The following is a 13,222-nucleotide window of genomic DNA, read 5'->3' as shown; positions in this document are numbered from 1 at the left end:
ACAAGGAGCATGAATGCCACGCAAGACCAAACCCACCGCTTTGGCGGACCAGGCGGCACAGCCGCAATTTCACATCCCGGCCGAGCTGCTTGACCAGTTGGTGACCGGGCCCATGACGCCGGGCCAAGTCCAAGGGCTGTTCGATCAGTTCAAGAAGTCAATTCTTGAGCGGGCGCTGGGCGCCGAGATGAGTCATCACCTAGGCTATGCGCCCGGCCAAGCCAAGCCCACAGGCGGATCAGCCAACCACCGCAACGGCAAGAGCACCAAGACCGTACTGACCGATGTGGGGGCGCTGCGCATCGATGTCCCACGCGATCGCGAAGGCAGCTTCGAGCCGCAGCTCATTGGCAAGCACGAGCGGCGCTTTACGGGTTTCGACGACAAGATCATCGCCATGTACGCACGCGGCATGACGGTGCGCGAGATCCAGGGTTTCCTGGCTCAGATGTACTCGGTGGACGTCTCGCCCGAGCTCATCAGCCGTGTCACCGATGAGGTGATGGGCGAGGTCACGGCCTGGCAGACACGGCCGCTGGAGGCGATGTACCCGGTGGTGTTCTTCGATGCCCTGCGGGTCAAGATTCGCGAGGATGCGGTGGTGCGCTCCAAGGCCGTCTACCTGGCGCTGGGCGTACTGCCTGACGGCTCGCGCGACATCCTGGGAATCTGGATCGAGAACACCGAGGGGGCGAAGTTCTGGATGAAGGTCTTCAACGATCTGAAGACGCGCGGGGTGCAGGACATCCTGATTGCCGTCACCGACGGCCTCAAGGGCATGCCAGAGGCGCTGGGCGCAGTGTTCCCGGCGACGACGCTGCAGACCTGCATCGTGCACCTGATCCGGGGTGGCCTGGACTTTGCGTCATGGAAAGACCGCAAGGCGCTGGCCGCAGCCATCAAACCCATCTACACCGCGGTGAGCGCCGAGGCGGCCGAGGCCGAGTTGGATGCGTTTGCGGCCGGCCCCTGGGGGCAGCGGTTCCCGACCGTGGTCAGCGCCTGGCGCCGGGCCTGGGACAAGGTCATCCCGTTCTTCGCCTTCCCGCCCGAGGTGCGGCGCGTGATCTACACCACCAACGCCATCGAGAGCGTGAACGCACGGCTGCGCAAGATCATCAAAACGCGCGGCCACTTCCCCAGCGACGAGGCGGCCACCAAGCTGATCTGGCTGGCGCTGCGCAACATCACCGCGGACTGGGGGCGGGCGGCCAACCACTGGAAATCAGCGATGAACCAATTTGCGATCCTCTACGAGGACCGATTTACCAGATCGGGCCAGTAAGATCACCAAGCCGCCTCACGAATGAAAGGGACTTCCCCGTCCCAAGCGCAGCGCGCATTTGCGCAGAACGGCATCAAAGTGCCACGATGGGAAGTGCAATCTCTCATCAACACGCTTGTTTCATTGGAAGGGGAAGTCCATGACCATCGTAACCGTAGGAATCGACCTGGCAAAGAACGTCTTTGCCGTACACGGCGTGGATGCGGCAGGCAAGCCAGCCCTCGTGCGCCCGAGCGTAGCGCGCAGCAACCTGCTGGAACTCATCGCCACCTTGCCCCCGTGCCTGATCGGCATGGAGGCATGCTCCGGCGCCCACCACTGGGCCCGGGAATTCGAGAAGCTCGGCCACACCGTGCGGCTGATGGCCCCCAAGTTCGTCGCCCCCTACCGCCTCTCGGGCAAACGCGGCAAGAACGACGCGGCCGATGCCGCAGCGATCTGCGAAGCCGTCACCCGCCCCCAGATGCGTTTCGTGCCCCACAAGAGCATCGAGCAGCAAGGCCAGCTCATGGTGCACCGCACCCGCCAGGGATTCGTGGAACAACGCACCGCCACGCTCAACCGCATTCGGGGTCTGCTCTCGGAGTTGGGGCTGGTGCTGCCCCTCAAAGCCGCCACCGTGCGCCGTGAAGCGCTGGCACGCCTCGAAGAGCTGCCCGGCTGGGCCAACACTGTCATCGGCGATCTCTTGAGTGAAGTCACCCGGCTTGATGAACGCATCGCCGAGTACGACCGCCACATCGCCCTCATGGCCCGCCACAGCACCCAGGCGCAGCAGTTGATGCAACTCGGCGGTATTGGCCAGACCACCGCCATGGCACTCATCAGCACCGTGGGCAATGGCCACGACTTCGCCTGCGGGCGCAGCTTCAGCGCCTGGCTGGGCCTGGTGCCCGGGCAATACAGCTCGGGCGGCAAGCAGAGATTGGGACGCATCACCAAAGCCGGAGACGCCTACCTGCGCAGCCTGCTGGTGATGGGAGCCAGAGCGGTGCTTGCCGCTGCCATGAACACCCGCACGCCCAAGCAAGACCCCATCAGCCGCTGGGCCCGCAGCCTGGCCGAGCGCCGGGGCTACTGGCGCGCCGTGGTGGCCATTGCCGCCAAGAACGCCCGCATGTGCTGGGCCGTGCTGCAGCGCGGGGAGGCCTTCAAGATGCCCGCGTGAGCTGGGCCGGCTACGCAACAGACACCAGAACAAGCTGACAGATCAGAAATCCGCCGCGTGAAGGCAGTCGTTGATGTGCAAAAGGCAAGGACCTGCGCCGGGGAATGCTCGGTTAACTCAAGGGGACTCATGGGAGCCATCCCAAAGCCCGACTAACGAATGGAGCCCCCGGCGCGCGTCTTTCATCAGGGTTTGCTGCCAACCAGAAGGCAGCGTAATGACCGTTTGTAGTCACGCCGTCCGCACCGTTTGCCAAGAAGCATCGACGCGCTGCATGCACAAGGCTGGGAGCTGATCTGAAATTGACGAAAACCATGCCTGGGTTGATCGCTGTGCGATCAACCCAGGGAGAGGTATTGCTTGCAAAGGTGGGGAAGCCCTTGTAGATTGAGGAGCTTGTCAGAAATTTTGTGTGTGAGGCATAGCATGTCGACAAGGAGCATGAATGCCACGCAAGACCAAACCCACCGCTTTGGCGGACCAGGCGGCACAGCCGCAATTTCACATCCCGGCCGAGCTGCTTGACCAGCTGGTGACCGGGCCCATGACGCCGGGCCAAGTCCAAGGGCTGTTCGATCAGTTCAAGAAGTCAATTCTTGAGCGGGCGCTGGGCGCCGAGATGAGTCATCACCTAGGCTATGCGCCCGGCCAAGCCAAGCCCACAGGCGGATCAGCCAACCACCGCAACGGCAAGAGCACCAAGACCGTACTGACCGATGTGGGGGCGCTGCGCATCGATGTCCCACGCGATCGCGAAGGCAGCTTCGAGCCGCAGCTCATTGGCAAGCACGAGCGGCGCTTTACGGGTTTCGACGACAAGATCATCGCCATGTACGCACGCGGCATGACGGTGCGCGAGATCCAGGGTTTCCTGGCTGAGATGTACTCGGTGGACGTCTCGCCCGAGCTCATCAGCCGTGTCACCGATGAGGTGATGGGCGAGGTCACGGCCTGGCAGACACGGCCGCTGGAGGCGATGTACCCGGTGGTGTTCTTCGATGCGCTGCGGGTCAAGATTCGCGAGGATGCGGTGGTGCGCTCCAAGGCCGTCTACCTGGCGCTGGGCGTACTGCCTGACGGCTCGCGCGACATCCTGGGAATCTGGATCGAGAACACCGAGGGGGCGAAGTTCTGGATGAAGGTCTTCAACGATCTGAAGACGCGCGGGGTGCAGGACATCCTGATTGCCGTCACCGACGGCCTCAAGGGCATGCCAGAGGCGCTGGGCGCAGTGTTCCCGGCGACGACGCTGCAGACCTGCATCGTGCACCTGATCCGGGGTGGCCTGGACTTTGCGTCATGGAAAGACCGCAAGGCGCTGGCCGCAGCCATCAAACCCATCTACACCGCGGTGAGCGCCGAGGCGGCCGAGGCCGAGTTGGATGCGTTTGCGGCCGGCCCCTGGGGGCAGCGGTTCCCGACCGTGGTCAGCGCCTGGCGCCGGGCCTGGGACAAGGTCATCCCGTTCTTCGCCTTCCCGCCCGAGGTGCGGCGCGTGATCTACACCACCAACGCCATCGAGAGCGTGAACGCACGGCTGCGCAAGATCATCAAAACGCGCGGCCACTTCCCCAGCGACGAGGCGGCCACCAAGCTGATCTGGCTGGCGCTGCGCAACATCACCGCGGACTGGGGGCGGGCGGCCAACCACTGGAAATCAGCGATGAACCAATTTGCGATCCTCTACGAGGACCGATTTACCAGATCGGGCCAGTAAGATCACCAAACCGCCTCACGATTGAGTGACGGATTCAACAGCCTCACACACAGAAATCCTGACACTCCCAGATTGAGTGACGGATTCAACAGCCTCACACACAGAAATCCTGACACTCCCCAGTTCATCGAGGATGACCAGATCCATGCGCTGCAAGCTCGCTGCGATGCGCCCCGCCTTGCCCTGGGCCTTCTCCTGCTCCAGCGCGTTGACCAGATCCACTGTGGAGTAAAACCGCACCCGTGAGCCATGGCGCGTGATGCCCGCCACGCCGATGGCCGTGGCCAGGTGCGTCTTGCCCGTGCCGGGGCCACCTACCAGCACCACGTTGTGCGCCTGCTCGGTGAACGCCATGCCTGCGAGCTGTTCGATCAGCTTTCTGCCCACCGGCGAGCACTCGAAGTCAAAGCCCGCCAGGTCGCGGTGCACAGGGAACTTGGCCGTGTGCATCTGGTAGCTGATCGAGCGCATGGCACGGTCGCCGCCTCGGCCTGCAGCAGGTGCTCCAGCAACCAGCGCGAGCCTCCCATGTCGCATGACCGCCTTGCTTGACCAGATCCTCCCAGGCCCCCGCCATGCCATACAGGCGCAGCTCTTTGAGCTCTTTGTCCAACTCACGCATGATCGGCCTCCTGCACGACAATGTCTGTGCGCAGGCTGTCGTAGCGTGCCGTGTCGGCCAGGGGGGCCTGGCTCACCTGCAGGATGGTCGCAACTGTCTCGGGCAGGGGCTGTGCCTGCAAGCGTGCCAGCACGTTGATGACGTGTTCGCAGCTCACCCGCCCTGAGGGTGGGGCGCTCTGCAGCGCCAGCTCCACCGCCACCAGTACCGCGTCCAGCCCTTGCTTGGGCACTTCGGCCAGCACCTGCGCCATGACCTTGTCGCCGCCGTCCTGATGCAGCAGGGCGCGCCGCATGCGTTGCAAGGGGTCGGGCAGATCGGCAAACGGAGCGCCGTTGCGCAGCGCCCCTGGCTTGCGCTCGATCAGTGGCACGTAGTGCTGCCAGTCGTAGCGTGTCTGGTTGCGCTCGCTCAGGCGCTCGTGCGTGGCCACCACGGTATCGCCGGCCACCACCACGATCTGCGCCGGGTACAGGTGCGTGCTGACCATCTGCCCTGCCCATTCACAGGGCACCGAGTAGCGGTTGCGCGCCACTGTCACCAGGCAGGTGCTGCTGACCCGCACCGGGTGCTCGACGTAGCCGTCAAACGCCGCAGGCATGGGCATGAGGTGCTCTTGCTCGAGTTCGAGCATCTCAGCGATGCTGAATTCTTTGTGCTGCGGGTGGCGCAACTCCTGCCACAGGGCCCGGCAGCGCTCGCCCAGCCAGGCGTTGAGTTCGGCAAAGCTGCCAAAGCGCCGCTGCCCGGCCTCCAGCCAGATGCGCCTGCGACTGTCCTGCACGTCCTTCTCCACGCGCCCCTTCTCCCAGCCGCTGGCGCGGTTGCAAAAGTCCGCATCGAACAGGTAGTGCGCGCACATGGCGGCAAAGCGGGCGTTGACCACGCGGCCCTTGCCCTTCTTGACCTTGTCAACGGCCGTCTTCATATTGTCGTAAATGCCCCGGCGCGCCACGCCGCCCAGGGCCTCAAAGCTGCGGGTGTGGGCATCGAACAGCATCTCGTGGCCCTGGCTGGGGTAGGCCACCAGCCAGAACGCGCCGCTGGCGCACAGCAACATGTGCGAGACCTGCAGCCGGTAGTACACCCCACCGATCACCAGCCCGTCTTCGCTCCAGTCGAACTGGAAGGCCTCGCCCAGCTCGAACGTCAGGGGCACGAAAGCCTTGGCTGCATCGCCCTGGCCTTTGCCTTGGCGCCACTTGCGGATGAAGTCCGTCACCCGTGTGTACCCACCCTCGTATCCGGCCGCCTTGATCTGCGCAAACAGCGCCTTGGCCGTGCGCCGCTCCTTCTTGGGCCGCCTGGCATCGGCCTTCAACGCTTGTGTGAGTTCGGCCTCATAGGCCGACAGCTTCGTGGTCTTGACCGCCTCCCGGCGGTACTTGGGCTCGAGCGACTCAACATCGAGCCACTTGGCCACCGTGTTCCTCGATAGCCCCGTCTCCCTCGATATCTGCCTCTTCGTCTTCTTGTCCCGGCGGTGCATCCGCCTGATCTTGCCAATCATGTCCATGGTGATCACCTTCTTCATTCCCCTGCTCAAAAATGCAGCAGGGTAGGTAAAACACCTGGCTCAAATTTGCGTCGGCATCACCGCAAAAAGTGGCTCAGTTTTCGGTCGGCGTCAACAAACGGAGAACAGGGAGGCGTCGGCGGGGGCAAAAACGCCGCCTTCGCAGGGGGGGCGCTCGCGAGGCCAGGCCCGGAAACCGCGCCAACACTGGGGGAACGGGCAAAAAAAATCCCAACCGATGAGGGTTGGGATTTTGGGTATTGGTGGAGCTGGCGGGAATTGAACCCGCGTCCGCAAGCCTTCCTTGAGCAGATCTACATGTTTAGCGTTCTGATTTGAATCTCGTCTCCCGTATCGCGCAGACGCACGCTCTACGGAAAACCAGTACCCTTGGATCTCGCCCCAGGCCAAGGTACCCGGCTAGAGGCCAGCTGATGTAAATTCCCTTGCAGCCGGGAGGTATTGCTACCCCCTTGCCCAGCCCATCAGCGTGCTGTTGCAAGGCTCACCGGGTTTAGGCGGCGAGTGCGAAACGTTCGTCGTTTGCAGTTACTTTAGTGAATGGAGATTTACGAGCATCACTCAAGCTCGACATGCACCACACCAATTCCGAACCCACGTCGAAACCGGGACAGCCCCATGCGGCCTATTTTAGTGCGACTTGAGCAATTTCAAGAGGTCAAGCGGGGAATAAATCATGGCATCAGCTCCCCAGCCGGCCGGCATCGCTCCAGTGCCCAGGTAGCCATACATGGCGGCAACCGTGCCCATTCCGGCAGCTCGACCAGCCTGTATGTCACGCTCGTCATCACCTACGTAGATACATTCATGGGGCTCCAACCCCAGCTGCTCCGCTGCCGCAAACAGCGGTGCAGGATGTGGTTTGGAGTAAGGTGTGCTGTCCCCACTGACAATGGCGCCCGCATCCCCAAAAAGGGCTACCCGCTGCGCAATCAGCGACGTGAAGCGGGTCATCTTGTTCGTGACCACGCCCCATTTCATGGACTGTTGTGTCAGCGTGGCAACGAGTTCAGGAACGCCTGCAAACACTTCAGTACGCTCGTGAATGCAACGCTCGTAGTTGGAAAAGAACTCCTCTCGCAAACCGGGAAAGTCTGGATGTTCCGGGGTTATGCCAAAGGCTACCGAAAGCATACCTCGCGCACCGGTGCCGGCCAGGGGGCGATAGGCATGCAGCGGCAAAGATTCAAGACCGCGATCCGTGCGCAGCCGGTCGGCCGCAGCGCCAAGATCTGGAGCACTGTCAATCAATGTCCCGTCCAGGTCGAACAGAACAGCGCGCACGAGGGGAAACTGCTTCGTGGTCATGCAACAGGGCGCCGAGTGGCAAACAGGTAGTTAACGCTGGTGTCACCGCTGAGCCAATAGCGTCCAGTGACCGGGTTGTATTGCATGCCACGCGTATGCAGCACGTCAAGTCCCGCATGGCGACAAGCCGCTGCCAGTTCACTCGGCTGAATGAACTTTGCATATTCATGCGTGCCCCGTGGCAACATCTTCAGCAGGTACTCTGCACCAACGATAGCCAGCGCAAACGCCTTGGGATTGCGATTGATGGTGGAGAAAAACACCCATCCACCGGGCTTGACGAGACGAGCACAAGCGCTCACCACAGACTGTGGGTCGGGGACATGCTCGAGCATCTCCATGCAGGTTACGGTATCGAACGAGGCGGGTACCTCATCGGCCAATGCTTCTGCACTGATCTCACGATACTGGATGCGCGTCGTCTGCGCCTCCAGTGCATGCAAGCGCGCTACACGCAATGCTTTGGTCGCCAGGTCGATTCCCAATACATCAGCGCCTTTGCGGGCCATGGAATCGGAAAGAATGCCGCCGCCGCAGCCAACATCAAGAACCCGCTGCCCCTCAAGTGGCGACAGTTGGTTGATCCAGTCCAGGCGCAGTGGGTTGATCTGGTGCAGGGGGCGGAACTCACTATCGGGATCCCACCAGCGATGCGCCAACTCTGAGAATTTTGCCAGTTCGGCCGGATCGGCATTTACGGATTCGCTCATGCGCTCATTGTCCCATTGGTACTGCTTGGGCCATAAAAAAAGCCCCGTCGCCGGGGCTTTTTCTGACCGTCAGAGAGATCAGTTGGCACGGGTGCCAACGACTTCGATTTCCACGCGGCGGTTCTTGGCGCGGCCTTCCTTGGTCTTGTTGTCGGCAACGGGCTGCTTCTCGCCCTTGCCTTCGGTGTACACGCGGTTCTTCTCGATGCCCTTGGACACCAGGTAAGCCTTGACGGCTTCAGCGCGACGCACCGACAGCTTCTGGTTGTAGGCATCGGTACCGACGGAGTCGGTGTGGCCCACGGCGATGATCACTTCCAGGTTGATGCCCTTGACCTTGGAGGCCAGGTCGTCCAGCTTGGCCTTGCCTTCGGGCTTCAGGACGGACTTGTCGAAGTCGAAGAAAGCATCGGCGGCGTAAGTCACCTTGCTGGCAGCTGCAGGAGCGGGCTTGGGAGCAGCGGGAGCGGCAGCGGCCGGAGCGGGCGCAGGTGCGGGAGCCGGTGCAGCGGCTGGAGCGGCCTTCACCAGGGCACCGTCGCAACCTTCAGCGGCAGTGGCAGGCGTCCAGTTGGCATCGCGCCAGCACAGTTCGTTGGTGCCGTTCTTCCAGACCAGCTCGCCAGAGCCGTTCTGCCAGTTGTCGACGACCTTGCCGCCGTCGGCGGCCTTGACTTGTGCGACTGCCGAGGTTGCGAGCACGGCGGAGGCCAACAACATAGCCACTTTGTTCAGTTTCTTCATGGTTCTCCTCTTGGGGATTAAGGCGCAGCCGCGCTGCGAATCAGGGACGTGATCAGTGACCATCACCAAAAACGTTGAATTGATTGTGCCATACGTCATTGGCGAAAACGCCCTGGCAATGTCCGCGAAACGTAAGACGAACGCGCATTTGGCGCTATATGTTGCGAAGTTGCGACAGGCGCTTGCGCCTAAAATGACCCTTTCGCCCTGTCGTACGCGCCTTCTTCTATGACCCAGTTTGCCAAAGAAACCCTGCCCATCAGCCTGGAAGAGGAGATGCGCCGCAGTTACCTCGATTACGCCATGAGCGTGATCGTCGGGCGGGCATTGCCCGACGCGCGCGATGGCCTGAAGCCCGTGCACCGGCGCGTGCTGTTCGCGATGCACGAGCTGAACAACGACTGGAACCGGCCGTACAAGAAGTCGGCGCGTATCGTCGGTGACGTCATCGGTAAGTACCACCCGCACGGCGACATCGCGGTGTACGACACCATCGTGCGCATGGCGCAGGATTTTTCTCTGCGCCACATGCTGGTCGACGGCCAGGGCAACTTCGGCTCGGTCGATGGCGACAACGCCGCCGCGATGCGCTACACGGAAATCCGCCTGTCGAAGATCGCCCACGAGATGCTGGCCGACATCGACAAGGAGACGGTGGACTTCGGGCCCAACTACGATGGCAGCGAGAAAGAACCGCTGGTGCTGCCCAGCCGCCTGCCGAACCTGCTGGTCAACGGCAGCGCCGGCATTGCCGTGGGCATGGCGACGAACATTCCGCCGCACAACCTTAACGAAGTCGTCGATGCCTGCCTGCACTTGCTGCGCCACCCCGAGGCAACGATTGATGAGCTGATGGAGATCATCCCCGCGCCCGACTTCCCCACGGCCGGCATCATCTACGGCATCCAGGGCGTCAAGGACGGCTACCGCACCGGGCGCGGGCGCGTGGTGATGCGCGCCAAGGTGCACTTCGAGGACATAGACCGCGGCCAGCGCCAGGCCATCATCGTCGATGAGCTGCCCTACCAGGTGAACAAAAAGACGCTGCAGGAGCGCATGGCCGAGCTGGTCAACGACAAGAAGATCGAGGGCATCAGCCATATCCAGGATGAGTCGGACAAGTCCGGCATGCGCCTGGTGATTGAATTGAAGCGCGGCGAAGTGCCCGAGGTGGTGCTCAACAACCTGTACAAGCAAACGCAGTTGCAGGACACCTTCGGCATGAACATGGTGGCGCTGGTCGACGGCCAGCCCAGGCTGTGCAATCTGAAGGACTTGATCGAGGTCTTCATCGGCCACCGCCGCGAGGTCGTGACGCGCCGCACCGTGTTCGAGCTGCGCAAGGCACGCGAACGCGGCCATGTGCTCGAGGGCCTGGCCGTGGCGCTAGCCAATATCGACGAGTTCATCCGCATCATCCGCAATGCCCCGACGCCACCGGTGGCCAAGGCCGAGCTGATGGCCCGCAGCTGGGACAGCCAGCTGGTGCGCGAGATGCTGACGCGCACGCGCGAGGACGGCGGCGTGGTGAGCGCCGACGACTACCGCCCCGAGGGCCTGGAGCGCGAATACGGCATGCAGGACGGCGGCCTGTACCGCCTGTCGGACACCCAGGCACAAGAGATTTTGCAGATGCGCCTGCAGCGCCTGACCGGCCTGGAGCAGGACAAGATCGTCGCCGAGTACAAGGACATCATGGCGGTCATCGAGGACTTGCTGGACATTCTGGCCAAGCCCGCACGCGTGTCCACCATCATCGGTGAAGAGCTGTCCGCCGTGCGCCAGGAGTTCGGTCAAACCAAGCTGGGCGCGCGCCGTAGCGAGATCGAGCACAGCGCGCAAGACCTGTCCACCGAAGACCTAATCACGCCCACCGACATGGTGGTGACGCTGTCGCATACCGGCTATATCAAGAGCCAGCCCCTATCGGAGTACCGCGCGCAAAAGCGCGGCGGACGCGGCAAGCAGGCTGCGGCCACCAAAGAGGACGACTGGATCGACCAGCTCTTCATCGCCAACACGCATGACTACATCCTGTGTTTCTCCAACCGTGGCCGGCTGTACTGGCTCAAGGTGTGGGAGGTGCCTGCCGGCTCGCGCGGCTCGCGCGGGCGGCCCATCGTCAACATGTTCCCGCTGCAGGAGGGCGAAAAAATCAACGTCGTGCTGCCGCTCACCGGCGAAATGCGCAGCTTCCCCGAAGACCGCTATATCTTCATGGCCACCAGCATGGGCACGGTGAAGAAGACGGCGCTCGACGAATTTTCCAACCCGCGCAAGGCCGGCATCATTGCCGTGAACCTGGACGATGGCGACTATCTTGTAGGCGCGGCGCTGACCGACGGCCAGCACGACGTGATGCTGTTCAGTGACGGCGGCAAGGCCGTGCGCTTTGACGAAAACGACGTGCGCCCGCTGGGCCGCCAGGCGCGCGGCGTGCGCGGCATGATGCTGGAGGACGGCCAGAGCGTGATCGCCATGCTGGTGGCCGAGGACGAAGAGCAAAGCGTGCTCACCGCCACCGAAAACGGCTACGGCAAGCGCACCAGCATCGTCGAGTACACGCGCCACGGCCGCGGCACCAAGGGCATGATCGCCATCCAGCAAAGCGAGCGCAACGGCAAGGTCGTGGCCGCCACCCTGGTGCATGCCGACGACGAGATCATGCTGATCACCGACACCGGTGTGCTGGTGCGCACGCGTGTGTCCGAGATCCGCGAGCTCGGCCGCGCGACGCAGGGCGTGACACTGATCTCGCTGGACGAAGGCGCCAAGCTCAGCGGCCTGCAGCGCATCGTGGAGAACGACGCCAATGCCGCAGCCGAGGCGCACGACACGGACGCACCACCTCCAGTGGACGCGTAGTATTATAAAAATAATAGCTGCTTGCGCTTTTCACATAAGCGCTAGATGCATATTTGATTGATAGCCATGAATCGCCCCTACAACTTCTCGGCCGGCCCGGCCGCCATTCCCGAAGAGGTGCTGCAACGCGCCGCCAGCGAGATGCTGGACTGGCATGGCAGCGGCATGGGCGTGATGGAGATGAGCCACCGCGGCAAGGAGTTCATCAGCATCTACGAACAGGCCGAAGCCGACCTGCGCGAGCTGCTGGCCGTGCCGCCGGAGTTCAAGATTCTGTTCATGCAGGGCGGCGGCCTGGCCGAAAACGCCATCGTGCCACTGAACCTCTCGCGCGCGGCCACCGTGGACTTCGTGGTCACCGGCAGCTGGAGCCAGAAGTCGCGCAAGGAAGCCGCCAAGTACGCGGCCGAGGTACACACCGCTGCCTCGGGCGAGGCCAGCGGCTTCACCACCCTGCCCGACCCGGCGGGCTGGCAGCTCAGCCGTGGCGCCAGCTACGTGCATATCTGCAGCAACGAGACCATCCACGGCGTCGAATTCCACGAGCTGCCCGACCTGAAAAGCCTGGGCAGCGAAGCGCCGCTGGTGATCGACTTTTCCTCCCATGTCGCCTCGCGCCCCGTCGATTGGAGCCGCGTCGGCCTGGCCTTTGGCGGCGCGCAAAAGAACATCGGCCCGGCCGGGCTGACCATGGTCATAGTGCGTGACGACCTGCTGGGCCATGCATTGAGCGCCTGTCCCAGCGCCTTTGACTATCGTGTCGTGGCCGACAACCACTCCATGTACAACACGCCGCCGACCTGGGGCATCTACATGGCGGGCCTGACCTTCCAATGGCTCAAGAAGCAGCGAGAAGGGGCCTTGAGCGGCGTAGCGGCCATGGAGGCGCGCAACATTGCCAAGGCGCGGCTGCTGTACGACTTCATCGACGCCTCGCCCTTCTATGTGAACAAGGTGGCCGCCAACTGCCGCTCACGCATGAACATCCCGTTCTTCCTACAGGACGAAAGCCGCAACGACGCCTTCCTGGCCGGCGCCAAGGCGCGCGGCCTGCTGCAGCTCAAGGGCCACAAGTCCGTGGGCGGCATGCGCGCCAGCATCTACAACGCCATTCCGCTGGCGGGCGTGCAGGCGCTGGTGGACTACATGCAGGAATTCGAACGCCAGCAAGCCTGATGCCAGGTCTTGCATTCAGCGCCCAGCGTTGAGCACAACCGCACAACGCCCCACGCATATCGCTCCACGCACAACGCACAACGCACAACG

Annotated in this window: 9 protein-coding genes, 1 other RNA gene and 1 pseudogene; 5 read left to right on the top strand and 6 right to left on the bottom strand. The window is 62.8% G+C overall.

The window, feature by feature from the left end:
* Nucleotides 1-13: 13 nt before the first annotated feature.
* From P4826_RS02355 to P4826_RS02345, 3 genes are all read left to right on the top strand, one after another.
* Nucleotides 14-1,285: an IS256 family transposase gene (locus P4826_RS02355; protein ID WP_317702013.1), complete on the top strand. Its 1,272-nt coding sequence runs from the start codon at nucleotides 14-16 to the stop codon at nucleotides 1,283-1,285.
* 139 nt (nucleotides 1,286-1,424) lie between these two features.
* The gene (locus P4826_RS02350; RefSeq protein WP_317700680.1) at nucleotides 1,425-2,453 is read left to right on the top strand and encodes an IS110-like element ISPa29 family transposase; all 1,029 of its coding nucleotides are present in this window, start codon (nucleotides 1,425-1,427) and stop codon (nucleotides 2,451-2,453) included.
* Nucleotides 2,454-2,898: 445 nt separating this feature from the next.
* Nucleotides 2,899-4,170, top strand: a complete 1,272-nt coding sequence (locus tag P4826_RS02345) for an IS256 family transposase (RefSeq protein ID WP_047350851.1) — start codon at nucleotides 2,899-2,901, stop codon at nucleotides 4,168-4,170.
* Nucleotides 4,171-4,272: 102 nt separating this feature from the next.
* Here the strand turns inward: P4826_RS02345 and P4826_RS02340 are convergent.
* The 6 genes and pseudogenes from P4826_RS02340 to ompA all read right to left on the bottom strand — a co-directional run.
* Nucleotides 4,273-4,792: pseudogene (locus tag P4826_RS02340) on the bottom strand (ATP-binding protein); the annotation flags it as partial.
* Nucleotides 4,785-6,308 (bottom strand): IS21 family transposase, encoded by a 1,524-nt coding sequence (gene istA, locus P4826_RS02335; RefSeq protein WP_317703691.1) that lies wholly within the window; start codon nucleotides 6,306-6,308, stop codon nucleotides 4,785-4,787. The pseudogene P4826_RS02340 and the gene istA, both read right to left, overlap by 8 nt.
* A 261-nt stretch (nucleotides 6,309-6,569) precedes the next feature.
* Nucleotides 6,570-6,947: a transfer-messenger RNA gene (ssrA, locus tag P4826_RS02330) on the bottom strand.
* Nucleotides 6,948-6,959: 12 nt separating this feature from the next.
* Entirely contained in the window at nucleotides 6,960-7,637 is a 678-nt protein-coding gene (locus P4826_RS02325) for an HAD family hydrolase (protein ID WP_317702399.1), read from the bottom strand.
* The gene (gene ubiG, locus P4826_RS02320; protein WP_317702398.1) at nucleotides 7,634-8,347 is read right to left on the bottom strand and encodes a bifunctional 2-polyprenyl-6-hydroxyphenol methylase/3-demethylubiquinol 3-O-methyltransferase UbiG; all 714 of its coding nucleotides are present in this window, start codon (nucleotides 8,345-8,347) and stop codon (nucleotides 7,634-7,636) included. The genes P4826_RS02325 and ubiG overlap by 4 nt, the downstream gene beginning before the upstream one ends.
* A gap of 78 nt (nucleotides 8,348-8,425) precedes the next feature.
* A complete protein-coding gene (gene ompA, locus P4826_RS02315; RefSeq protein WP_317702397.1) occupies nucleotides 8,426-9,091 on the bottom strand; it encodes an outer membrane protein OmpA in 666 nt (221 codons plus the stop codon).
* 228 nt (nucleotides 9,092-9,319) lie between these two features.
* Here ompA and gyrA point away from each other — a divergent pair, with 228 nt between their 5' ends.
* Both gyrA and serC read left to right on the top strand, forming a co-directional pair.
* Nucleotides 9,320-11,956 (top strand): DNA gyrase subunit A, encoded by a 2,637-nt coding sequence (gene gyrA / locus P4826_RS02310; RefSeq protein ID WP_317702396.1) that lies wholly within the window; start codon nucleotides 9,320-9,322, stop codon nucleotides 11,954-11,956.
* A gap of 66 nt (nucleotides 11,957-12,022) precedes the next feature.
* Nucleotides 12,023-13,132, top strand: coding sequence for a 3-phosphoserine/phosphohydroxythreonine transaminase (serC, locus tag P4826_RS02305; RefSeq protein WP_317702395.1), 1,110 nt, complete (start codon nucleotides 12,023-12,025; stop codon nucleotides 13,130-13,132).
* Nucleotides 13,133-13,222: the final 90 nt, after the last annotated feature.

Origin of the sequence: Diaphorobacter limosus (assembly GCF_033100095.1) — a bacterium.
In the GTDB taxonomy this organism is placed as follows: Bacteria; Pseudomonadota; Gammaproteobacteria; order Burkholderiales; family Burkholderiaceae_C; genus Alicycliphilus; species Alicycliphilus limosus.
The sequence above is the reverse complement of the archived record's forward strand: the minus strand, read 5'-3'. Positions and strand labels throughout refer to the sequence as shown.

Excerpts from the sequence above, each read along its gene's own strand:
- P4826_RS02355 (WP_317702013.1), top strand. The coding sequence starts at position 14 with ATGCCACGCAAGACCAAACCCACCGCTTTGGCGGACCAGGCGGCACAG.
- P4826_RS02350 (WP_317700680.1), top strand. The coding sequence starts at position 1,425 with ATGACCATCGTAACCGTAGGAATCGACCTGGCAAAGAACGTCTTTGCC.
- P4826_RS02345 (WP_047350851.1), top strand. The coding sequence starts at position 2,899 with ATGCCACGCAAGACCAAACCCACCGCTTTGGCGGACCAGGCGGCACAG.
- istA (WP_317703691.1), bottom strand. The coding sequence starts at position 6,308 with ATGGACATGATTGGCAAGATCAGGCGGATGCACCGCCGGGACAAGAAG.
- P4826_RS02325 (WP_317702399.1), bottom strand. The coding sequence starts at position 7,637 with ATGACCACGAAGCAGTTTCCCCTCGTGCGCGCTGTTCTGTTCGACCTG.
- ubiG (WP_317702398.1), bottom strand. The coding sequence starts at position 8,347 with ATGAGCGAATCCGTAAATGCCGATCCGGCCGAACTGGCAAAATTCTCA.
- ompA (WP_317702397.1), bottom strand. The coding sequence starts at position 9,091 with ATGAAGAAACTGAACAAAGTGGCTATGTTGTTGGCCTCCGCCGTGCTC.
- gyrA (WP_317702396.1), top strand. The coding sequence starts at position 9,320 with ATGACCCAGTTTGCCAAAGAAACCCTGCCCATCAGCCTGGAAGAGGAG.
- serC (WP_317702395.1), top strand. The coding sequence starts at position 12,023 with ATGAATCGCCCCTACAACTTCTCGGCCGGCCCGGCCGCCATTCCCGAA.